The 23227-nt window shown below is 60.9% G+C and carries 21 protein-coding genes; 9 read left to right on the top strand and 12 right to left on the bottom strand.

The features are described from left to right. Positions 1-487 precede the first annotated feature (487 nt). Positions 488-1522 (top strand): branched-chain amino acid aminotransferase, encoded by a 1035-nt coding sequence (locus ABGT79_RS12645; protein WP_346666475.1) that lies wholly within the window; start codon positions 488-490, stop codon positions 1520-1522. Between the two features lie 300 nt (positions 1523-1822). Here the strand turns inward: ABGT79_RS12645 and ABGT79_RS12640 are convergent, their stop codons facing one another. Together ABGT79_RS12640 and ABGT79_RS12635 are read right to left on the bottom strand one after the other, a co-directional pair. Continuing rightward, a complete protein-coding gene (locus tag ABGT79_RS12640; RefSeq protein ID WP_346666474.1) occupies positions 1823-2224 on the bottom strand; it encodes a VOC family protein in 402 nt (133 codons plus the stop codon). Positions 2225-2251: 27 nt separating this feature from the next. Continuing rightward, positions 2252-2794, bottom strand: a complete 543-nt coding sequence (locus ABGT79_RS12635) for a hypothetical protein (protein WP_346666473.1) — start codon at positions 2792-2794, stop codon at positions 2252-2254. A 292-nt stretch (positions 2795-3086) separates the two neighbouring features. Between ABGT79_RS12635 and ABGT79_RS12630 the strand changes: the two genes are divergently transcribed. Next, complete coding sequence (locus ABGT79_RS12630) at positions 3087-4067, top strand: lytic murein transglycosylase (RefSeq protein ID WP_346666472.1); 981 nt, start codon at positions 3087-3089, stop codon at positions 4065-4067. 101 nt (positions 4068-4168) lie between these two features. Here the strand turns inward: ABGT79_RS12630 and tig are convergent, their stop codons facing one another. From tig to ABGT79_RS12615, 3 genes are all read right to left on the bottom strand, one after another. Next, complete coding sequence (tig, locus tag ABGT79_RS12625; protein WP_346666471.1) at positions 4169-5503, bottom strand: trigger factor; 1335 nt, start codon at positions 5501-5503, stop codon at positions 4169-4171. Between the two features lie 18 nt (positions 5504-5521). Continuing rightward, a complete protein-coding gene (locus tag ABGT79_RS12620) occupies positions 5522-6802 on the bottom strand; it encodes a trigger factor (protein WP_346666470.1) in 1281 nt (426 codons plus the stop codon). 93 nt (positions 6803-6895) lie between these two features. Further along, complete coding sequence (locus ABGT79_RS12615; RefSeq protein WP_346666469.1) at positions 6896-7339, bottom strand: GNAT family N-acetyltransferase; 444 nt, start codon at positions 7337-7339, stop codon at positions 6896-6898. A gap of 259 nt (positions 7340-7598) precedes the next feature. Here ABGT79_RS12615 and ABGT79_RS12610 point away from each other — a divergent pair, with 259 nt between their 5' ends. The 7 genes from ABGT79_RS12610 to ABGT79_RS12580 all read left to right on the top strand — a co-directional run bounded on the left by ABGT79_RS12610 (position 7599) and on the right by ABGT79_RS12580 (position 13042). Next, positions 7599-8078 carry an EF-hand domain-containing protein gene (locus tag ABGT79_RS12610; protein WP_346666468.1) on the top strand — a complete coding sequence of 160 codons (480 nt, stop codon included), beginning with the start codon at positions 7599-7601 and terminating at the stop codon, positions 8076-8078. A 1-nt stretch (position 8079) separates the two neighbouring features. Next, on the top strand, positions 8080-9270 hold the full coding sequence (metC, locus tag ABGT79_RS12605) for a cystathionine beta-lyase (protein WP_346666467.1): 1191 nt from the start codon (positions 8080-8082) through the stop codon (positions 9268-9270). A 133-nt stretch (positions 9271-9403) separates the two neighbouring features. Further along, positions 9404-9721, top strand: a complete 318-nt coding sequence (locus tag ABGT79_RS12600; RefSeq protein WP_346666466.1) for an IscA/HesB family protein — start codon at positions 9404-9406, stop codon at positions 9719-9721. A 72-nt stretch (positions 9722-9793) separates the two neighbouring features. Continuing rightward, positions 9794-10132, top strand: a complete 339-nt coding sequence (locus ABGT79_RS12595; RefSeq protein ID WP_346666465.1) for an IscA/HesB family protein — start codon at positions 9794-9796, stop codon at positions 10130-10132. 304 nt (positions 10133-10436) lie between these two features. Beyond that, positions 10437-11264, top strand: coding sequence for a hypothetical protein (locus ABGT79_RS12590; RefSeq protein ID WP_346666464.1), 828 nt, complete (start codon positions 10437-10439; stop codon positions 11262-11264). Positions 11265-11549: 285 nt separating this feature from the next. After that, complete coding sequence (locus ABGT79_RS12585) at positions 11550-11966, top strand: zinc ribbon domain-containing protein (protein WP_346666463.1); 417 nt, start codon at positions 11550-11552, stop codon at positions 11964-11966. 389 nt (positions 11967-12355) lie between these two features. After that, on the top strand, positions 12356-13042 hold the full coding sequence (locus ABGT79_RS12580; protein WP_346666462.1) for an HAD hydrolase-like protein: 687 nt from the start codon (positions 12356-12358) through the stop codon (positions 13040-13042). Between the two features lie 320 nt (positions 13043-13362). On the opposite strand, the gene hslV is transcribed toward ABGT79_RS12580, so the two are convergent. The 7 genes from hslV to lysA form a co-directional block, all read right to left on the bottom strand. After that, positions 13363-13902: an ATP-dependent protease subunit HslV gene (hslV, locus tag ABGT79_RS12575; RefSeq protein WP_346666461.1), complete on the bottom strand. Its 540-nt coding sequence runs from the start codon at positions 13900-13902 to the stop codon at positions 13363-13365. Between the two features lie 14 nt (positions 13903-13916). Further along, positions 13917-15332 carry a M48 family metalloprotease gene (locus tag ABGT79_RS12570; protein ID WP_346666460.1) on the bottom strand — a complete coding sequence of 472 codons (1416 nt, stop codon included), beginning with the start codon at positions 15330-15332 and terminating at the stop codon, positions 13917-13919. 26 nt (positions 15333-15358) lie between these two features. Beyond that, positions 15359-16816 (bottom strand): cysteine--tRNA ligase, encoded by a 1458-nt coding sequence (cysS, locus tag ABGT79_RS12565; RefSeq protein WP_346666459.1) that lies wholly within the window; start codon positions 16814-16816, stop codon positions 15359-15361. Positions 16817-17376: 560 nt separating this feature from the next. Beyond that, on the bottom strand, positions 17377-18762 hold the full coding sequence (gltX, locus tag ABGT79_RS12560; RefSeq protein ID WP_346666676.1) for a glutamate--tRNA ligase: 1386 nt from the start codon (positions 18760-18762) through the stop codon (positions 17377-17379). An 82-nt stretch (positions 18763-18844) separates the two neighbouring features. After that, on the bottom strand, positions 18845-19747 hold the full coding sequence (locus ABGT79_RS12555) for a phosphatidylglycerol lysyltransferase domain-containing protein (RefSeq protein WP_346666458.1): 903 nt from the start codon (positions 19745-19747) through the stop codon (positions 18845-18847). Beyond that, positions 19744-21165: an MATE family efflux transporter gene (locus tag ABGT79_RS12550; RefSeq protein ID WP_346666457.1), complete on the bottom strand. Its 1422-nt coding sequence runs from the start codon at positions 21163-21165 to the stop codon at positions 19744-19746. Before ABGT79_RS12550 ends, ABGT79_RS12555 begins: the two co-directional genes overlap by 4 nt. A gap of 636 nt (positions 21166-21801) precedes the next feature. Beyond that, the gene (gene lysA, locus ABGT79_RS12545; protein ID WP_346666456.1) at positions 21802-23073 is read right to left on the bottom strand and encodes a diaminopimelate decarboxylase; all 1272 of its coding nucleotides are present in this window, start codon (positions 23071-23073) and stop codon (positions 21802-21804) included. Positions 23074-23227 lie beyond the last annotated feature (154 nt).

Below are 23227 nucleotides of genomic sequence, written 5' to 3'. Positions count from 1 at the left end.
GGCAGGTGACAAAACCGCGCAGGTAAAAATTAATATAGCCTGAATCCCGGGGGAGCACAAGAAAAACCTGTTCGCGCTCCCGGCACACCGCCGATGCCCGGCAGCCGGCATGCTTCTCCCGATGCATCGTCCGCGCAGCCCATCCCTGTATCGCGCGACACGAAAAAGAACCGCTCTGCGTTCGGCCACCTTTGCGTCCGCCGTGTCCGCCTCGCCATGCGCGGCAAGACTTCCCGACTCCGCCGTTTTTTCTTTTTACAGGATTGTCATCCCTGCGGCAGGCAAATACCCACGGAAAAAACGCCAAAAAATGCGCAATTACCCCCTCGCCGGGACTTGACGAGCCTGCCGGAGAATGCCAGAGTTTGCCGAAAGTGTATGCGTTCCTGTCGAAAATCCAAAAAGAACATTCCGGCAGGCATGAAGGCTCCCGACCGCAAGGCCGGCCCTATATACACGAACTTCAAATCGTGTACGCTGTCAGGAGATGTGTACCATGGAAAAGAAGAATCTGGACTGGGCCAATCTGAGCTTTAGCTACATGAAGACCGACAAGCGCTTCGTGGCCAACTACAAGAACGGCGCGTGGGATGAAGGTCAGCTTACCGACGACGACAAGGTCGTCATTACTGAATGCGCCGGCGTGCTCCAGTACTCTCAGTCCTGCTTTGAAGGCCTGAAGGCCTATACCACCGAAGACGGCCACGTGGTCTGCTTCCGTCCCGACCTCAACGGTCAGCGCATGGAAGATTCCTGCCGTCGTCTGGAAATGCCCGTGTTCCCCACCGAGCGCTTCGTCGACGCCGTGGTGAAAACCGTGCATGCCAACCTTGCCTGGGTTCCCCCCTACGGCTCCGGCGCCACGCTCTACATTCGCCCCTACATGTTCGCCAGCTCCGCCGTCATCGGCGTCAAGCCCGCCGATGAATATCAGTTCCGCATTCTGGTTACGCCCGTCGGCCCGTACTTCAAGGGCGGCATGAAGCCCATCACCATCCGCGTGAGCGACTTCGACCGCGCCGCGCCCCGCGGCACCGGCAACATCAAGGCCGGTCTGAACTACGCCATGAGCCTCCATCCCATCATGGACGCCCATCGTCAGGGCTACGCCGAAAACATGTATCTTGATCCGGCCACCCGCACCAACGTGGAAGAAACCGGCGGCGCAAACTTCATCTTCATCACCAAGGACGGCAAGCTCGTCACCCCCAAGAGCGACAGCATTCTGCCTTCCATCACCCGCCGCTCTCTGCTCTACGTGGCCAAGCACTACCTCAACATGGAAGTGGAAGAACGCGTCGTGCCTCTGACGGAAGTGCCTTCCTTCGCTGAAGTGGGCCTCTGCGGCACGGCCGCCGTCATTTCTCCCGTGGGCAAGATCGTCAATCACGGCGAAGAAATCTGCGTGCCTTCCGGCATGGACGCCATGGGCCCCGTGCTCACCAAGCTGTACGACACGCTCACCGGCATCCAGATGGGCCGCATCGAAGCCCCCGAGGGCTGGATCAAGCGCATCGCCTGACAAACATTCGACCGGTCGGCACGGATATTCCGACCACCGGCTATGCGCGAACGCTCCGGCATGTCGCCTGACGTTCACCCGCTCGGAGTGAGAACAACTGCTCCGTCAAAAGGCCGCTTCCGTATCTCGGAAGCGGCCTTTCCCTTTATGTGCGACGATGCTTCGTCTGCTCACCATCTGTGCGGCAACAATAGAAACGATCTTCTTCCCGATGCGACGCCCGGCAGATGCTCCGCCCCGCGCAGCTCGTCGGCAGGCACCGCTAAAGACGCGTCAAAGACTCAACGCTCCTCCGCCGAATCAGTATTCGCAGAAAAACTCAATGCTCTCCCCGGCAAGCCCCTGACAGAAGCCGTTGCGGAAACGGAAGGTTCCGCCGTCATCCTGCACGACCTCCACATCTCTCGCCGGACGGGTCAGGGAACATCCGGCCTTCACGCAGCGCTCAAGCAGGGCGTCGAGTTCGGCGGCGCTCTCCACGCGAAGCGCAAGGTGCGAAAACGCGCCTTCCCCGGAGCCCGTTGCGCCGTACACGATTTCCAGCATGCCGCCCCCCAGGTCAAGCATGGTGACGCGGCGCGGCGGATTGACCCAGCTTCTCACCATCGGAAGCCCAAGCACTTCCCGATAAAACGTTACCGTGCGCTCGTACACGTCGTTATCCTGAATGGCCATGGCCACATGGTGCAGACCTGTGCTCATACTGCTGTCTCCCTGGTTCTCCCACGCTCAGCGCAGCACGGAGCGAAAGGAGTGAAGTTTATAAAATTCATCCACATACGGGAACTGTTCCTGCATAATGGCCACGCGCCTCGGCAGATAGTCGCTGTAGCTCTGCCGCGATATGATTTCCCCTACCGGCGAGGCCAGCAGTTCACTCTGTTTTTCCAGCCAGAGCGCCTTTTCCAGCGTCTCTTCCGAGCGGGAACTCCGCTCCACGGCGTGCCAGTCGTTCGCGGCAAGCCTCAACGTCCGACACAGCACCTTCAGGGAATACAGATTGCCGTACACGTCGATATCCCTCTCGTCCTGAAGAATGAACAGCTGCGAATCAGCCCAGTGATCATTCCACGTGCGGCAAAAATAATTCACGGACTCCTGAAGCTGCTCGGGCGTCCTGAGTCCGTTCATCACGCTCATCACGCCTTTTTCTATGGTGATGCGGGCTTCCTTCACATAGCGGTCTTCCCAGCTCGGACTCGCGGTCTTCACTCCCTCCGGTGTCGAAACGACCGCGCCGGCCTTCCACGGCGCTGGAAGAAAAAGAATCATGCAACTGACAACGACGGCGGCGACTGTTTTTTTCATGAAAAATCCTGATGCTGGGAGCCTGAAAAGTGCCCTTTCTATAACGCAAATCCTCCGCTCCGACAAGATGGACGGCCGAAGCCGACCGATTGCGGCAACGCGTTCCGCACAATTCTTCTCCTCCCGCTTCTCACCGCTTCCCGTCTTTTTCCGAGTACGGCGCCCCTTCTTTTCCGGCTTGACACGACCGGTCCGCCCGACTTTAATGACCTCCCGTCACACGCAAGTCATCATACCGGCAAACAAGGATATGTTCATGCGTTCACCCAAACTTTCTCTCCTTCTTCTCGGAATTCTGGCGCTCTCGCTTTCCGCCTGTTCCACCAGACACTCCCGGCCCGTCGTGCAGGCGGACATGCGTCCGACCGTTTCCATGAACGACCGCCAGCTCGACAACTGGCAGAGCCTCTCCGCCAGACTTCAACACGACGGTCTGGACAAGCGCCGCACCTCCGAGCTTTTCGCCAGACTCGATCTGCCGCCGTCTTCCGTGCCCATGGGCGTCAAGGTCAAGGAACTCTATTCCAACAAATTTTTCCCCAAGCCCAAGGCCAGGCCGCGCAAGTCCTTTGAAACCAAGCTCGGCATTCCGGGCCCCTGGTTCAAGGGCGTGGTGACCACGGCCAACGCCAGAGCCTGCCGGGAATTCATGGACAAGCACGCCGTCGCCTTTGCCCGGGCCGAGCTCAACTCCGGCGTGCCTTCGGAAGTGGCGGCGGCTCTGCTCTTTGTGGAAACGCGCCTCGGCGGCTACCTCGGCAAGCACAACGCCTTCTACATGCTGGCCAGCATGTCCGTGACCAGAGATCCTTCCGATATTCCCGAATATCTGGCCAAACTTCCGGGTTCCGAGCAACATCTGCCGTGGATACGGGAAAAGATGGAAGTCAAGGCCGACTGGGCCTACCGCGAACTCAAGGCCCTGCTCGCCTACTGCTACGCCAACAATCTGGATCCTCTCAAGATCAAGGGCTCGATCTACGGCGCCATCGGCCTGTGCCAGTTCATGCCCAGCAATATTTCCCGCTACGCTCTGGACGGCAACGGCGACGGCGTAATCAACCTTTTCACCGCGGAAGACGCCGTGGCGAGCCTGAGCAACTATCTGCAAAGAAACGGCTGGAAAAAAGGCATGACCGTGGCGCAGCAGACCAGAGTGCTGCGTTCCTACAACGCCATGGACATCTACGCCCACACCATTCTCGCGCTCGCCAAAACCATACGTCAGCTGAACTAAAACTCCAAAACATCGCCTGCGCTTCCGCGCAGGGCGCGCATCTACAAAAAAAGCTGCCGGAAATTCTCCGACAGCTTTTTTATTTCGTCAGTCACAACGCATCAGGCGTTTTCCTTTCTGACTTCGGAAAACGGCTTGAGCACCGGCGATTCGGCCATGACCTTGCGGGCCGCGCCGTAGAGTCGATCCAGCGCGCGATCGGCAATCATACGCTCCTGCATGGCCGTGACGACGCCGGTTTCCCAGATGGTCTTGCGCAGATCTTCATAATTCTGCCCCGTGCCCCTGGTCATGGAACGCACGGCGTCTTCCGCTTCCTTGCCGGTCACGCGGATGCCTTCGCGTTCGGCAAGCGCCAGAAGAAACGTGTGTCCCTTGGCCTTCTTGCGCGCAAAGGCCAGAGATTCCTCGTGCAGATGGGCAAGCGTATTCCGAATGGTCTCGTCATCGGCGTGCTGCTTTCTCAGATAATGTTCCACGTCGCGCTGATGCTCGCGGAAAAAGCGCATGACCAGGCTTTCCGGCAGCGGGAAATCGCGTCCGTTCAGCTGCTCTTCCATGAGCTGACGCTTACCCTCGCGCTGAATCTGACGCATGTGCGCGGCAAAGGTCTGCTGCCACACTTCCTGCTTCAGCTCGTCGAAGGTCTTGAAGCCGAGCTTCTGCGCCGTCTCGTCGGTGAGCGGGGGCAGTTCTTCCTTCTGAATGCGGCGCAGCACCACGTCGAGCTGCACTTCGCGTCCGCGCATCACGGGATCAGGATAGTTTTCCGGGCACGTCATCACGCCGTGTCCTTCCTCGCCCACGTTCAGGGCCCGCACGATGGGATCCATCTCCGGCACCTTGCCTCCGGGCTGCACGGGCAGAAGCTGCATGCGGAAATTGCTCGCCGTCATGCCCGGCAGCGCCTTGCCGTCCACGCTGCCGACCACGTCCACGGTCAAAAGATCATGATCCTGCGGCTTGCGGTCGGTAATGTCCACATACGTGGCCACGCGGCGCAGCGCCTGATCCAGCATGGCGTTCAGGGCGTCTTCCGAAGGCGCGGGATCGGGCACCACCACGGAAAGCTTCTCAAGATCCGGCAGATCCACCTCGGGCAGGATGTCGAACGACGAGGAATACGAAAAGCTTTCCCCGTCCTTCGCCGGCTGGCCGTGGTACTGCGAAGGACAAAGCGGACGAATGCCCTCTTTTTTTAGAATGTCCATCATGGTGTCGTCGGCCAGAATCTCCGTGGCGTCGGCGGCCACGCGGGAGGAAAAACGACTCTTGAGCACGTTCACCGGAATCTTGCCCACGCGGAAGCCCGGAAGATTCATGCCCTTGCCTATGGCCTTCGCCGCGCGGTCAAAGGCCTTTTTCACCTCGTCGGCGCTGCAGGTCACCGAAAGTTTCACCGACGTGGGAGACGTTTTCTCTACGTTGTATTCCATGAAAAGCTCCTTCTGACTCTAGGGACGAAACACCTTTTTCATCAGTTCGTTCAGCGCGCGCTCCTCCAGCATGGCGGCACGCAGCTCAAACAGTTCTCCGGTACGAACAAGACTGCGGCGATACCCGGCCGCGTCCATGTTCTTCCTGGCCGCACGCGCGGCAAGCACTCTTTCAAACTCATCGCCGGCAAGATTCACGCCTTCGCGCTCCGCCCAGAGAAGCAGCAGAGCCCGGGCCCGCGCCTTTCCGCGCGCCTGACGCTCCGCCTCTTTCTTCATGACCTCCAGCGTTTCCTTCAGCTTTTCAGGAGACTCGAACTTCCGCTGCAGATACTGCCGGGATCGCCGCATCGCCTCGCGTCGGCACTGACGCACCAGCGCTTCCGGCGCGTCGAATCCCTCCCAGGACTCCAGCCGGGCCTGAAGCGCGCGCCTGCCTTCCGAAAATTTGTGCAGCCTGTCCATCTCCAGAGCCCGCGCATGGGCGGACGCCGTGAGCACCCGGGCGTCGCGAAAGCCCAGAGACCGGGCGACCTCGTCCGTCAGCGGCGGCAGCGTTTCCCGCTCAATGCCGCGCAGCGTCACGACAAGCTCGATGTCCCTGCCGCGCATGGACGGATCAGGATAATTGTCCGGGCACGGAGTAGAGCCGGAACCCGTTTCCCCGACGCTCAGTCCGCGCACAATGGGATCGAGATCCGGCGTCTTCTCTCCCGGCCTTGCCGACATGAGACGCATGCGGCAGGTTCCCGTATGCATCCCGGGCACCGTTTCTCCGTCCATCTTTCCCGTCACCTCGACTTCCACGAGGTCGCCGTCCTGCGGACGCCCCTCCGTCACGGACATCTTCTCCGCCGCGCGACCGAGAATCTCCCGCACAAACAGCGATTCCTGCACGGGATCGGCCCGGGGCTCCTCTTCCTTTATATGAACGGACGAAAGATCCGGCACATCCCTGTTCTCCAGCACGCAGCATTCCATGCGGAAACAAAAATCGCGTCCGCGCACGGCGTTGCCGCCCTCGTACACCAGACCGGCCGCAGGCGCCAGCGTCTCACGGCGCAGCGCGTCGTCCACGGCCGCGTCGACCAGCGCGTCGGTGGCCGCGTCGGATATCTGCTGATAAAAACGCTTCTCCACCACTTCCAGCGGAGCCTTGCCGGGTCTGAATCCGGCCATGCGGAAGCTCGCGGAAAAAGGCTGCGCCGCCTTCTTCCACGCCGACAGCACCTCGCCGGCCGGGCAGGTGAATGAAAGGCGACGCAGCCCGCCGTCTTCGACTTCCAACTTATATTCCATACTAAAAACCTGAATGATTTCCTGAGATGTTCCTGTGGCGGCCCCAAGCGGCCAGGGTTCCGTCGCCCGAAGCTCGAAAAGCGAAAACGAGCTTCACGCCTGCTGTTCGGAAGGCCCCATGACAAGCTCCACGCATCCGGTTCTCTCCTCCACCCGCTCCTCAAGCACCACAAGCCCGCGCCTGCGGTAAAAGGACACGGCCCTTGCATTGTCCCGGTACACGCAAAGCGTGAATCCCGGATGCATGCGGGACGCAATGCGGAACAGGCGGCTGCCGAGCCCCTTTCCCTGCGCGGACGGCGCAACAAAAAGCGCGGCCAGAAACGTATCCGCAAAGGCCAGAAAGGCGTCGATGCTGCCCGTGGCGTCATCGACATGCAGCACGATCTCGTCGCTCATGGGAAGATAGAGCGTGCGCATGTCTTCGGCCGCAGCCTCCCAGTACGCGCGCGGAATAAAGTCGTGCGCCTCTATGGAAGCTTCCAGCCAAAGACGCACAACGTCTTCCGTATCACCGTCGCAAAACGGACGTATCATAAGCCCTCCGGGGCCGATATTGTAACATAACCGCAGGAATGGCAAGGCGGCCGCCCGTGCGAAACGCACTTGCGCTCGCCCTCCGCTCGTGTCATGCTGTCGCCACTCGAAAAGCCGCCGCAACAGGCGGGACGTTTACGACGCATCCGCCGGACTCCGAACGCCTGCGCCGCGCACGCCAGGGACGCTTTTTTTCGCGCACGCGTCCGGCAGCTTCGCCTGTTTCGGCCTTTCCACCAACGATTTGCAGAGGTATCCTATGAATATTGTCTCTTCCGGGGCCGCCGCCCTTCTGCTTGCTCTTTCCTGCTCCGTCACCCCCGCACTTGCCATGCCCGGCGCCGGAGACGGCGCGGCCGCCCGCGTTTCCGATCCTGCGGAGCGCTTCCGCCAGATGGACGCCGATCACGACGGGAAACTGACCTGGGAAGAACTTTCCACTGCCCGCCCCAATCTCAGCCGCAACGCCTTCGACATCATTGACGCGGATCGCAACGGCGGCATCAGCCTTGAAGAATGGCAGGCCTTTTCCGCCGGTCACGGCGGCTCCGCTTCCATGCCCGACATGAGCAAAATGATGGAAGGCATGCGCGGCGCCGGAGACCGCGCGTCCATGCCCGCCACGGGAACCGCCATGCCCCTCGTCATGCCTCCGGCGCAGAAGGACGCCGGAGCCGCACAGGCACCCGCCGCAGGCAAGGCCATGCCGCTCATCACTCCTCCCGCCGAGGCCAAGTAACATGAAGGACTCCACCATACTCGTGCATGCCGGACGCGCGCCCCTTCGCGTGGGCGGCCCCGTGAACATGCCGGTACACCGGGCTTCCACCATCGTGTCGCCCACGCTGGAGGAATTCGACGCCAACGAAGCGGGAGACGCCAAGTTCCGCAACGTCTGCTACGGCGCGCTGGGCACGGAAAACGCCTTTGCCCTGTGCGACGCCGTCAACAGACTGGAACAAGGCGCAGGCTCCATGGTGACGAGTTCCGGGCTTGCCGCCTGCACGCAGTCGCTTCTGGCCTTCGTGGGCGCGGGCGATCACGTGCTCATGCCCGACAGCGTCTATGGACCGCAGCGCATGTTCTGCGACACCATCCTGCGCCGCTACGGCGTGGAAACCACGTTTTACGATCCGCGCGCAGGCTCTGGCATCGACGTGCTCATCAAGGCGAACACCCGCGTCGTCTATACGGAATCGCCGGGCTCGCTCACCTTTGAAATGCAGGATATTCCCGCCATCGTGGAAGCGGCGCACGCGCACGGCGCGGTGGTCATCATGGACAACACCTGGGCCGGGCCGCTCTATTTCAAGCCGCTCAGCGTCGGGGTGGACATCTGCGTGGAGGCGGCCACCAAGTTCATTGCCGGACATTCCGATCTGGTGATGGGCGTCATCACGGCCCGCACGGAAGAACTGTACCGCCGCATGCGCGCCTTCTGCGTGCAGATGGGCGAAATTGCCTCTCCCGACGACTGCTACATGGCCCTGCGCGGTCTGCGCACCATGAAGGTGCGCATGGAAACCCAGTTTGCGCAGGCGCTGGAACTGGCCCGCTGGCTGCAAAAACGCCCGGAAGTTCTGCAGGTGCTCTATCCGCCGCTGGAAGACGATCCCGGACACGCGCTGTGGGCCCGCGACTTCACGGGCGGCGGCTCGCTCTTTTCCGTGGCGCTGCCGAAAATGGATCGCAAAGCCGTGGCCGCCATGCTCGACGGGTACAGGATGTTCAGCATAGGCGCAAGCTGGGGCGGCTACGACAGCCTGGTGGAACACTGCCATCCCCAGCGCACGGCGCTCAACCGCATCGCCCCCGTATGGAACGAGGACAACTGCACGCTTGTGCGCTACGCCGTAGGCCTGGAAGACGTGGAAGATCTGAAGGCCGACCTGGACGAAGGATTTGCCCGCCTGCGCGCCGCGCTTGCCTGAAACTTCCCCGGAGACGCCGGATTGTTCTGCACCGCCACGCACGGAACAAAATCGCGGAAATGCGTTTTTCGTCCATTGACAAAGTCAAGAACCGTTCCTATTTTTACCCAAAACCACTTTTCTGGAGAGTTCTATGATCAATCTTTCCGATGGTGCCCGTCAGGAACTTGAGGCGTTCTTCGCCGACAAGCCCAAGGCCGGCATCCGCGTCTATCTGGCCCCCGGCGGCTGAAGCGGCCCCCGTCTCGCCCTGGCTCTGGATGAGCCTACCGACAATGACAAGGCCTTTGAAGTCAACGGGTTCACGTTCTGTCTGGAAAAATCGCTGCTTGAACGCATCGGCGGCGTAAAAATCGACGTAAGCTACATGGGCTTCATCGTCGAACCTGAAATTCCGCTTCAGGGCGGGAGCAGCTGCGGATCCTGCGGCAGCTCCTGCGGCAGTCACTGATAACCGTCCGCTTCGAGGTTTCGGGGAGCATGGCTCCCCATATAAACCACCCTTACCCAACGGAGCATCCCAGTGTTTACTCTCACCGAAAGCGCTCGCACCGAACTTGACGCCTTCTTCGCTGACAAGGAAAAATCTGCCATTCGTCTGTATCTCGCCCCCGGCGGATGCAGCGGCCCCCGCATCGGCCTGGCTCTCGACGAACCCAACGAACGGGATTTCGTCACCGAGCAGGACGGCTACACCTTCTGTGCCACGAAGGAACTGTGGGCCACGATCGGCGGAGCCAAAGTCGACGCCAGTCCCATGGGCTTCCTTGTCACGCCCGAGATTCCCCTGCCCAACATGGGCGGAGGCTGCGGCTGCTCCAGCTGCGGTACCGGCACCTGTGGCGGCGGATGCCACCACTGATCCCCAGCAACGACCCGGGAGAGGTGCCGGAACAGATCGTTCTGCAAAACGATCAGGAAGCGGAATCATCGACCAGAACCGAGCTTGAAAACAACGCTCGAAACTTTGCCGATAATTTTCCCGGGTGAACTTCAGGCCGCCGTGCGCGTTGTGCATGGCGGCCTTTTTTCAAATACGATTGCGAAGACGGCGCTTTTCCGACCGGAATGCCGACAGAAGCGCCACAAAGACGCTCGGAAACCGGCCTCAGGCGAACCGGACGCCCTGAGACGATTCTCTTCAGCGGAAAAGAAGGATACACACCATGCATGCGTTCTGGAAAATCACCCCGGGCGGCAATCCCACCATTCTTCTGCGATCCGAAGACGTTCCGCCTGAAAAAAGGGCTTCGGTGGCCAACGCGGTCATGAGCGGACAGCATCTCGGCGCGGAACAGGTGGGCTACGTCCGCTTTGAAGGAACGCCGAGACTGGACATGATGGGCGGAGAGTTCTGCCTCAACGCCACGCGCTCCTTTGCCGTGCTTCTTGCAGAAAAAGGACTTCTTGCCCACGACGAAGACGGCATGTTCGGCAACGTGGAAGTGTCCGGCGTGCCGGACGAAGTGTCCGTGCGCGTGTCGTTCCCGGAAAAAGCCCTTCCCTTTGCCGAAGCCTGCCTGCACCTGCCCTCTCTCCCCGAACCCGAACGGATGGACGACGCAATGCTCATCCGCGTGCCCGGCATCGCCCACATCATTCAGACGGGTCCCATGCCTTCTCCCGAAGCACTCCCGGCATTCTGTGAGCGTCAGCGCAAGATATGCCGCGTGGCCGACGAAGACGCCGTGGGACATCTCTGGCTGAAATGCGAACAGAATCTCTTTGAAGAGCAGGAAGCCGAGCTCTTTCCGGTCGTCTGGGTGCGCGCCACCGGCTCGCTCTGCCATGAAAGCGCCTGCGGCTCCGGCACTCTGGCCTCGGCGCTCGCATTTCACGCCCTGCACGGCACGCTGCGCTGCCGCATCGTTCAGCCTTCCGGCTGTACGCTTTCCGTGCGTCTGGAACACCGCCCCGGCGGATGGGACGTCTGGGTGGGCGGCCCGGTGCGCATGACCGCCCGCGGCGAAACCGACCTCACCGGCATTCTTTGAACAACGCTTTTTGCAGAGGGCAGCAAGGAGAATTCCCCTCACAGGGCATTCTCCTTTTTTCATGTCCAGGTTTTTACTCCGGCCCTCCACAGACAATCCTCTGAAGCATCACGACCTCCGCGCTTCCGTCATCCGCCGGGGCAGCCGAGGCGCATCCCCCTCGATTCCCGCGCCGTTCAACACTTTGTAACAGTTGTCCCGGCTCTTTTCCCTTGCCAACGCTCGCAGGATGATTAGAGTTAACAACATGGTGTTCAACACTTCATCCAGACGAGGGTTCTTTTCATGAACTGCCCCAACTGCCACGCCAACATTCCCGACGACAGCAAATCCTGCCCCAACTGCGGCCAGCCCATCATCCGCACCCGCGAAATCGTGGACGCCGAGATCGTGGACGATGCCCGCAGCGAACAGCCGCACGGCGGCTTTCATCAGCGCGTGGTGTTCATGCAGTCCAACGGCAGCCAGCTTTTGCCCTCCTGCCAGATGGGCATCATCACGCTGGCGCTGGCCTTTGCCATGGGCCTGAAATTCGGCCTGCTGGCCTGCATAGGCTTTCTGGTCTTTGCCGGCATCGCCCGGGTCATCACGTTTGCCGTCAACATCCAGCTCGCCATGATGGGACGCTCCATCAATCCGCTTATCCTGCAGGTCGTCTCCTGGTTCTGCTGCTGGTCGCTGGTGGCCTGGCTGGCATCCTAGCTGCCGACGTCTTGCCGTCAGCTCCGTCCGGCATCTTCGGCAACGCAGCTTCTCCACATCACGGAAAACACCATTATTCCGAGCTGTTCTTTCCCGATGCGTCAGCACTTCGCCGTGCGGCAAAGAGCGCTTGCATCTCATCCTTCGGGGCGTCGTCCCGTGGGCCACTTTTCGCTCCTCTCCAGCGACGGTTTCCGCTTCAACAACGATTTCCATCCCTTTTTCTGCGCCCACGCGCCTTTCTCATGGACACCATGGACTCCGGTCTCCCTCAGTTCCGCCGACACCAAGTCTCTTCCCCCTTCCTCAGCGCCGACTGCAACGATTCTCCTCTGCCGTAGCCGGTCAACGGCTTTTCTTTCCGTCGCGCTTCTGCTATCAGCCCATCCATGAATACTGCCACTCTTCATTCTCCCGGCGACGCGACCTGCCTTTTCCTCGACCTCGACGGCACGCTCACCGATCCTTCGGAAGGCATCACACGCGGCGTCATGTACGCGCTGAAGCGCTTCGATATTCACGAAGATGATCCGAAAAAGCTCTATCCCTTCATCGGGCCGCCGCTCTACGACTCCTTCATGCGCTTCTACGGCTTTGATCGAAGAAGCGCCGACAAGGCCATTGCTTATTTTCAGGAATACTACGCCGACAAAGGCATGTACGAAAACATTCCCTATCCCGGCGTCAGCCGTCTGCTGCACCTCTGGCGCAACGAAGGACGCAGGCTCGTGCTGGCCACCTCCAAGCCGGAAGTCTTTGCCGTGCGCATTCTGGAGCGCTTCGGCATGGCCGACGCCTTCACCTTCATTGCCGGCGGCGACGTGGCGGAAACCCGCGTGGAAAAAAAGCTGGTCATCGCCTACGCCATGAAAAAGCTGGGCATGACCAATGTCGAACACTGCCTGATGATCGGCGACAGAAAATTCGACGTTCTCGGCGCGGCAGCCCACGGCATTCCGGCGCTCGGCGTGCTCTACGGATTCGGCACGGCAGAGGAGCTGACCGAAGCCGGAGCCCGCTGGCTGGCAAAGGACGTGGACGAACTTGGTCGACTGCTTGCAAAAACAGCGCGCTGAATGGCCGCCATGCTGAAAAGCCTCGGAAACGGGGCTTTTTTTTCGATCGCACGCTGCCCCCCTGTGCGCCTCCCGTGCCTTTCCGACCAAAACGACGCAGGCTTCGTTCCCGGGCGCTTTCCCGCGCCGCGCGTCCGACACGGCCGCATCCCTCGCCGGACGCCTCAGCCCTTCCGGCCAATACACGCGAGTTTCAGCGCCACGGCCCGCGCGTACTGCCCCCTGTTTTGCCTCTCGCTGCCGGACGCTCTTCGGCGTTTAAACGACGAAGGCGACGGCACAACCATGCCGCCGCCCGTCCTGTTCAGACAAATCGTCGATTATTTTTCAATGGTTTCCATGGTCAGGTGCGTATTGGTGAACACGCAGATGTCCGCCGCGATGGCCATGGATTCCTTCACGATTTCCGAAGGCGTCATGGACGTGTGACGCAACAGCGCACGCGCCGCGGAAAGCGCGTACGGTCCGCCGGAGCCGATGGCCGCAACGCCGTCGTCGGGCTCGATGACGTCGCCCGTGCCCGTGAGAATAAGCGTTCTGTCGGCGTCGGCCACCAGAAGCAGAGCTTCCAGCTTGCGGAGAAATTTGTCCTGACGCCAGTCCTTGGCCATTTCCACGGCGGCGCGCAGAAGATTGCCGCCCGATTCCTCCAGCTTGGCTTCAAAACGCTCAAACAGCGTGAACGCGTCGGCCGTGGCGCCGGCAAAGCCCGCCACCACCTGTCCGCGGTACAGACGACGCACCTTTCTGGCCGTGTGCTTCATGACCATGCTCTGCCCCATGGTCACCTGTCCGTCGCCTCCGATGGCCACGCCGTGCTCATTGCGTACAGCCAGAATGGTCGTTCCTCTCAATTCCATCGCAATCTCCCGCCCTATCGGGCTTCTTTCATGATTTTGGCGCGTTCCGCGGCCTTGCTCTCATAATCCTTGACGGCCTTCTTTTCTTCCGGCGTGCGGGCCGTCGATTTTGCCTTTTCCAGCCAGTTGTCGGCCTTGCGCTGATCATTGCCGTACAGCGAGGCATACGCCAGATGCAGATATCCCTCGCTCAGCTTGCCGACCGCGCCGAGAGAACGACCGTAATAGGTATGCACTTCGCTGTCTTCCGGCACGTGACGCAGCACGTCGCGGTAGCGCTGCTGCGCTCCCGCTCTGTCGCCGGTGTCGTCGAGAATCCTGGCATAGAAAAAAAGCCCGTAGAAATCGCCGGGGTACAGCCGAAGCGCCTTTTCCAGATATTTCCGGGCGCGGCCGATGTCCCCGCCCTTGGTGTACTCAAAAATGCCGGCTTCGCGCAGAATGAGCGCGTCGTTCGGCGCAAGCGCAAGCGCCGCATTGAAAAAGCCTTCCGCATCCTTCACGCGGTTCTGCCTTGCTGCAAGCATGCCCTTGCCCATCAGGCTGACGGGATCCTTGTCCCCGCCCTTGGCAAAAATCTGCTCCGCATGGGCCGCATCGCCGTGCCGGGCCCAGAGCAGCGCCTGCACGCGGCGGAACCTGGCGTCGTCTTCCCTGCGGTTCTTGAGAGAGGCGGACATGCTCTGCAGATCGGCCCGCAGTCTGGCAAGACGCAGATTCAGATCGGGATGCGTGGAAAGATACGTGGGCACCGCGGAACCGCCGCCCCAGTCCTGCGACTTCAGCACTTCAAAGGCTCCGCCGAGCCCCTTCGGATTGTATCCGGCGTCCACCAGATATTTGATGCCGAAACGGTCTGCGTCGTCTTCGTCCAGACGGCTGTAGTTCAGCATGGCCGAAGAGCCCGCAGCCATGCTTCCCATCATGGCCGCGCCGCCCGCGCTTCCGCCGCCGGCAAGACCGGCCGCCACGCCCGCCACCACGCCGAGAAGCGAGGTCAGGGAAATCACCCTTCCCCGCTCCATGCGTCCGGCAATGTGGCGCTGCGTGACGTGGGCTATTTCGTGGGAAAGCACCCCGGCAAGTTCGGATTCGTGCCTCAGGTGCATGATGAGCCCCGAAAACACGAACACAAAGCCGCCGGGAGCGGCAAAGGCGTTCAGCGAATTGTGCAGCACGACATTGGTCGGAAACTTGTACGGCTGCGGAGGCAGCGTTTTGACTATGCGGTCAACAACGCTCTGCACGTAGTCATGCACCACCGGGTCTTCAATGATGGGCATGGTCGATTTGACCAGCACCTCGAATTCCCGGCCCATCTTCATTTCATCCTGAAGCGTGAAGTCTCCAAAAAGCGCCGCATCCGCCCGCATCGGCGCAAACAGCACGCCGACCATGCAAACTGCGGCCATCACGGAACGTAGTCGCATTCCTGTTTTCCCGGCCTTCCGGCCTGTCAGGCGATATCCCACACCGCGCCCGAGGGCGTATCGCGCACTTCGACGCCCATGGCCGCAAGCGCGTCGCGGGTGGCGTCGGATCTGGCAAAATCTTTGGCGGCGCGGGCTTCGGCGCGTTCCGCCATCAGTTCCACAACCTTGTTCACGTCAATGCCCAGGCGCTCCGCGCGGGTATTGCGCAGCTCCTGCAAAAACGCCGTCGGCTCCGCGCCGAACACGCCGAGAACATCGGACCACACGCCGGCAAGCTCAATGAAGCTGCCCAGCAGCTCCCGAATGCCTTCCTTGTTGCGCAGGCCCTTGTCTTCGAGAATGCGGTTCATCAGACGAATCATGCCGAACACGTGGCCGAGAGCTCCGGCCGTGTTCAGATCGTCGTCCATGGCGTCGAAAAAGCCCTTCTTCAGCATGTCGAACTCATCCTGCACGGAAGCGGGCGTCTCGCCCTTCTTCCACGATTCGCGCTGCATCCAGGCGCGGGCGTCGCGCAGGCATTCGTACACGCGCTTGAGCGCGCGCTCGGCGTCGTCCAGCCCCTCAAAGCTGAAGTCGATGGGGCTGCGATAATGCTTGCCCAGCAGGAAAAAGCGCAGCGTCTCGGGCTGACGATGTTCCAGAATATCGCGAATAGTCTTGAAGTTGTTCAGCGACTTCGACATCTTCTCGGAATTGATCTGCACAAAGCCGTTGTGAACCCAGAAACGCGCAAGCTCCTTGCCCGTGGAAGCTTCGCTCTGCGCAATTTCGTTTTCATGATGCGGGAAAATAAGATCCTGACCGCCGCCGTGAATGTCGAGCGGCAGATCCAGCGTCTTTTCGCTCATGGCGGAGCATTCCAGATGCCAGCCGGGACGTCCCTTGCCCCACGGGCTTTCCCAGAACGGTTCGCCGGGCTTGGCGGCCTTCCAGAGCGCAAAATCCAGCGGGTCTTCCTTCTCCTCGCCGATGGCGATGCGGGCCCCGGAACGCAGCTCGTCCACGTCCCTGCCGGAAAGCTTGCCGTATCCGGGGAAGGAGCGCACGCGGAAATACACGTCGCCCGAGGGCACGGCGTAGGCGTGGCCGCCATCGATGAGCTTCTGAATCAGATTCTGCATCTCGCCGATGTATTCGGTGGCGCGCGGTTCAATGTCGGCGCGGCGCACGTTGAGGCGATCCATGTCCTCATGGAAGGCGGCAATGTAGGTTTCGGCGATTTCTGCGCTGGTCTTGCCTTCGCGGTTGGCGCGGGCAATGATTTTGTCGTCCACGTCGGTAAAGTTGCGCACGAAGGTCACGTCGTAGCCGAGATGACGCAGATAGCGATTCAGCACATCGAACACCACCGCGGAACGGGCATGGCCGATATGGCTGAGATCATAGGCCGTAATGCCGCAGGCATACATGCCCACCCTGCCGGCCTGGCGGGGCTCGAAGTTCTCCTTGCGGCGAGTCATGGAATTATACAACTGCATGGGTTTCTCCCGTGTTGCGGACTGTGGTTGACGCGCCCGAAATCTGCGCCCGGGCGCTGTCGGCGACGCGCTCCGAATTGCGGAGCAAAAGCCGTACCTGTATTAAATAAATCTTCATCCGGTCCCGTCCAGAGCGCGGACGGAGCAGGATGAACGAAAATGAATCTTTTTTCTTTCGGGCTGCTCAAACGCGCTTCCGGGTCCAAAGGAATCGCTTTTTACCTGCGGAACCGCCTGGGCCTGCGCCGCAGAAACGGCGGACGTCCTGCACTGCGATATTTTCCCGGAAAAGGCCGGACATTCGCTCAAGACCTGAGCTTTTGACCCCGGGGCATGAACGTTCGCCCCAGGGAGAGAGGAGCGTCCGGCCAAAGCATCGAAAGGCTCTTCCGACGTTTCCCCCCCCCCAGCAGAGAATCGAAGACGCCGGAAGGTCTCGTTCTGCGCGGACTCGGAGGAGCGCCTTTTCGACTGCCCTGCCTCTTTTCTCCAAATAGCCGCCACGCGCCGGGAAAGGCAAAAAACGGATGGAAATGCCGAAGCACTTCCATCCGTACGGATTACTTTGCCGCGCGTTCGATGCGCTTCAGGCTTTCTTCCCTGCCGAGGGCCGCCATGACGTCATGCACGGACGGGCCTCCGGCCAGGCCGGTGAGCGCGGAACGCATGGGCGGGCCCACCTGCTTGAACTTGAGACCGCCCTTTTCCACATATTCATGGAGCAGCTTGTCCAGCGCCTCGCCGTTGAATTCGGGCATGGCGGCAATCATGTCGTGCAGCACGGTGAGCTGATGCTTGCCGTCTTCGTTCAGGGCCTTCATGGCCTTGTCTTCAATCACCAGCTCTTCGGCGGGCTTGAAGTAGATGGTCAGGGCCTGGGCCAGCGCCGCGAGATCGGAAGCGCGCTCGATGTACATGGGCAGAAGCGCTTCAATCTTCTCCACGGGCTCGTCGTAGCCCAGCTTTTCAAGGAACGGACGCACCATGGCGGCCAGCTGGGGAAGCGGCGTGTTGCGCATGTAGTGCGCGTTGAGCCACTTCAGCTTTTCCGGATCAAAGGCCGCGGGAGAGCTGTTCAGGTTGTTTCCGTCGAACAGTTCCACGAGTTCCTTGAGGGAGAAGATTTCCTGATCGCCGTGCGACCAGCCGAGGCGCACCAGATAATTTACCAGCGCCTGAGGCAGCAGACCGTCCTGCTCGTATTCGATGACCGCACGGGCGCCGTGACGCTTGGACAGCTTCTGATGGTCGGGACCGCAGATCATGGGCACGTGGCCGAAGGTGGGAACGTCGAAGCCGAGCGCGTTGTACAGAAGAATCTGCTTGGGCGTATTGGAAACGTGGTCGTCGCCGCGCAGCACATGCGTCACGCCCATGTCGTGGTCGTCCACCACCACGGCGAGGTTGTAGGTGGGCATGCCGTCGGTGCGGCGCAGCACCATGTCGTCGAGCTCGGAAACGTCCACGGAAATGGTGCCCTTCACCATGTCGTTGAACACGATGCGGCCTTCGTCCGGCACGCGCAGGCGCACCACCCGGCCGGGTCCTGCGGTCAGGCCGCGGTCGCGGCACTTGCCGTTGTAGCGGGGCTTTTCGCCTCTGGCGCGGGCCACTTCGCGCATGGCTTCCACTTCTTCGGGCGTGCAGTCGCACCAGTAGGCGTGACCGGTTTCGAGCAGCTTGTCTATGTAGGCGTTGTAAATGTCAAGACGCTTGCTCTGATAGGTGAGATCGCCGTCCCAATCCAGGCCGAGCCACTTCATGGAGGCAAGAATGGAATCGGTATATTCCTGTTTGGAACGCGTTGCGTCGGTATCCTCAATGCGCAGGCGGAACTCGCCGCCGTAATGGCGGGCAAGCAGCCAGCAGAAAATGGCGGTCCGGCCGCCGCCGATATGCAGATGACCGGTGGGGCTGGGAGCAAATCTCGTAACGACTTTCATGATGCTCATCCGAAAAGATCAGAAGGTTATGTAAAAGGAAGCCAAAAAACAGCAATCATCGCCGCTTCCGTTGGCGCAGTTGATACTACTCCGCATCCGCAGCTATGACAAGCCGACTTTTCTTCAAAAAGCCCACGGGGTTATAGGTTTCCTTCGCCTGGCGCAGACCGGGTTCGTCCATATCCTGCTCCCGGTTTATGAGGGAAACGCCCTGTGCGGAACGGCTCGCAAAGGCCTGATTGATGGCCTGATAGACGCCCTTGAGCTCCGCCTGCACCTTTTCAAAGTGAACGACCATCATATCGCCCACCTTCTCGCCCACGGCAAACGCGCCTATCTTGTCTTCCACGTAGAGCGCTCCGCCGACAAGTCCCGGCAGACGGTTCCAGTTGCCCACCACGCGGAAAATGGCGTCGTTCTCGGCCTGAAGCGAAGGACTGTTTTCACAGTCGCGCCACTTGCACCACTCTTCCTGCAGACGCAGCACGTGTTCAATGCCGTCGGGATTGGAAGCGTCGCCGAGCGCGCGATAGTCCTCGCCGTAGCGGCGGCGATAGCCGTTGACGTGCGTCTTCTTCTTGTGGAACTTCGCCCCGGGCAGTTCTGCCAGTTCGTCGCGATTGTAGAGGTATTCCCACTGACCGCGATCCTCCACGGCCCTCGTCCGGGCTCCGAGCCTGTCGCTCAGCACGCCGACAAGCTGTTCCGGCACGCGGAAAAGTTCCACGCCGGCGCGAATTTCCGGCTGCGCGGCCCAGTCGGCGGCCTGCCAGTCGCCCACAGGGGCCCAGTATCGGAAATCGGGCCTGGTCTGACAGATCCAGCAGAGCCCGTCGCGGAAGGAGAGTCCCAGACCGAAATATTCCGCCCAGCCCCAGAGATTGGTAAAGGTCAGATCGGCCGTAGGCTGCGACGTCAGGTCAAAATAACGACGATAATCGTCGTACAGATCAAGCGTTACCGGAACAAAGCCGGAAGGAAGGTTCATGCCTTCTCCTTGTGTTTGGATTGGGAAAAATGCGCGTTCATGGAAAAACGCGCCCAGTCCTTGCAGAAAAACACCCACACCATGACCGAAGTCTGGATGGACATGGATAAAAACATGGCCATGTACACCCCGTAGGCGTCATGAAACACGATGTGGGACAGGCCCCATCCGAAAGGCAGACGGATGAGCCAGATGCCGGCGGTGTTGACCACCAGCGGATACACCGTGGCCCCCGCGCCGTTCATGACGCCGTGGAGCACCATGCCCGACACCGTGAAGGGAACCACCAGCACGTTGAAGAACAGATAGTTGATGATCTGCGTGCGCACCGCGGCCTCGGAAGAGAAAAACGCCGCAAGATCGGGAATGAAGGGCCACATGCAGGCCGCCACGGAGCTCATGGAGATGCCGGAGATCAAAAACAGCACGACGCCGATGTGCTTTGCCCCCTGCCTGTCGCCCGCGCCGAGGGCGTTGCCCACGAGAATGGACGCCGTGACCATGAAGGCGTTGGCGGGCATGTACAGCAGCGACTCAATGCGGTTGCCTGCGGTGAGACCGGCGAGGGCTTCCACGCCGTCGGGCAGCGAAGCCGTGATGCCGTACATGACAAGATAGCCCATGTGCCAGAGCAGACTGTTGCCGCAGGCCGGAACGGCCACCCGAAAAAGATACGGAGCGCCGAGCCTGAGCCAGCGCAGGGGCGGCAGCGCATGATGCACGATGAGTCCGCCCTTTTTCAGAAAAATCAGGGTGAGCACGGCCGCCAGCGTATTGGCGCTGAAGGTGGCCCATGCTATGCCCGCCATGCCGAAGGCCGGAAAGCCCAGCCATCCGAGGCCGAAGCACAGATCGCCGAACACGTTGAGCAGGCAGGTGGCCGCCGCCACGATAAGCGGCGCAATGACCTGCCTTGCCGCGCGAAACAGCGTTCCGCCCACCTGCATGACGTAGAAGGAAGGAAGCCCGGCCAGCATGACGCCCACCATGTACTCCGTCGCGGGCCTGAGGGAGTCGGGCGTCTGCAGGAGCGCAAGCACCGGGCCGCGAAATGCGCCGGTCAGAAGAGCGAGCAGCACGGCGACCGCCACGCAGCTGCACAGCACCAGCCCCACATAGTTCTGCGCCCGCCGCCAGTGGCCAGCGCCCATGGACTGACTGACCGCGGCCATGCCTCCCGCGCCGAGCGCCCAGCCGAACACCATGAGAAAGACCTGAATCTGAAAGGCCAGTCCCACGGCGGCCTGCACGTCGGAAGAGATGCGTCCGGCGGCCCAGATGTCGGTAAGGTTCACGATGATGCTGCAAAGAAGCATCATCATCTGAGGCCAGACAAGTCCCCAGATGGTGCGGAACGGCACATCGCGCAGCCACTCGCCGGATCGGACGGCGGAACAAAAACGGAACAATGCGGACATGGACAGAAGATAACGGAAATTTTTCTGCTGACAAGAGGGCGATTGCCCGCTGCGGCAGAGGTGTTGAAGAAAGACAGGCCTGCGCTTTTCGCTTCCTGCGGAATAATGCATGCCGGGGCAACCGCTGCGGGATGCGTCGCGCAGCCCCCCGTTTTCCCTGCGGCCCGCTCGAAGAAAAGGATGCCGGGCGGCCTCCGCCTTCAACCTGCGCGGCCCCGCACAGAAACTCCGGAGCCCCGACGCTGCGCACACTCTGGAGGCCCCGGCCAGACACGGCAGAAGAAGCTCCACGCCGCCTCAAGGCCCGACGTCTGCCTCTGCGCATTCTCGCATCGTGACGCGCTGAGCTGCTCGCATGAGGGACGCGGCTCCAGACTCATGATTCATGATGAACCACGTTCATGAACAGCGACGACCCGCGAGCCTCCACGCGGCCTTCGCGCAAACCGGCATCCGTCCCGGCGCTCCTGCCGGATCGCCGCCGCAGCGCCCGACGAACGTTGCGCCACAGTGAAGAGGCGCAGCCCTTTTCCCGAATCCGTGCGGACAAAAAAACCGGGAACGACTTCTCCAGTGGAGGAGAAACATTCGTTCCCGGCCGACAGTCCGGCAGAGAACTGCCGGACGCAAAACAGCTTAGTCCAGCACCAGCGTGGAGGTCAGATCCTCCAGCGTTTCCCGACGGCGGATGAGACGGGCCTTGCCGTCTGCGCCGATGAGCACTTCCGCCGGACGCATGCGCTGATTGTAGGTGGAAGCCATGACCCAGCCGTAGGCGCCGGCGTCGAGCATGGCGATGACGTCGCCCTGCCTGATGAGCGGCAGCTGACGATCCTTGGCGAGAATGTCGCCGGATTCGCAGATGTTGCCCACAATGGTCTGTTCCACGTTTTCCGTGTCGGGCGCGCCGTTTTCACGATAGATTTCCACATCGTGGAAGGCGTCGTACAGCATGGGGCGCGCAAGCACGGTGAAGCCGATGTCGGTGCCGGCAAAAAGATGCGGACCGTTGTTCTTGGTGGCGTGAACGGTGCCGAGCACCACGCCGCATTCGGCCACGACGTAGCGGCCGGGTTCGATGAAGAAGCGGCCCTGATAGCCCGTGGACGCGGCCCATTCCGAGAGGCATCCGTGGATGGCTTCGGAGAGCGCCTTCATGTCCATGCGGCTCTGCCCTTCATACTTGTGATAGGGCATGCCGAGGCCGCCGCCGAAGTCGATGATTTCCAGAGGATACCCGAGCTTGAGCAGCTTTTCCGCCATGGCGAGCAGAATCTTCATGGCATCGAGATAGGGAGCCGCCTCCATGAACAGAGAGCCGATGTGCTGATTCACGCCGACGAGACGAAGTTCGTGACGGGCCACGATGTCCTGCACCTGAGGCAGCATGTCGGGGTCGACGCCGAACTTGGTCTTCTTGCCGCCGGTCACCACCTTTTCGCTGTGACCTGCGCCGATGCCGGGATTAAAGCGCACCATCACGCGTCCGCCGGGGCAGACTTCGCCGAAAAGTTCCAGCTGAGCGAGGGAATCCACGCTCACCACGCAGCCGTGATCGGCGGCGTTCTTGAGTTCCTCGGCGCTCACGTTGTTGCACACGTAGGTGATTTCCTCGGGCGTGAAGCCGGCAAGCGCGTTGATGTGCAGCTCGCCGGGACTCATGGCGTCCACCACGCAGCCCTCGGAACGGATGATGCGAAGAAGCGCAGGATTGGTGTTGGCCTTGGCGGAATAGTTCACGCGAAAGCCCGGGAGCGAGGAAAGACCGAGAAGATCGCGGCAACGCTCGCGCAGTATGTTTTCGTTGTAAACATACAGGGGGGAACCGAAGCGGGAGACCAGTTCACGGGGGTCTTCCTGCCCATAAAAATTAACACTGTCCGTATAGGTGGATCGTACGTTTGCCATTTTCTCTTTTGTACCTGTGTAAGGAGAATATCCGGAAATCCGGCCGCGGGATGGAACGGCAAACCATGACCCTGGCCCGAAACACAAAAAACGGCCGCCGCACAAATACGCACGGCCGTCGCGCGCCGGGGAAAAGTTGTCCCTTTCCCCGGCC

It is taken from the genome of uncultured Mailhella sp. (assembly GCF_963931295.1).
GTDB lineage: Bacteria > Desulfobacterota > Desulfovibrionia > Desulfovibrionales > Desulfovibrionaceae > Mailhella.
Note: the sequence above shows the minus strand (reverse complement) of the source record. Positions and strands in the feature narration are given on the sequence as shown.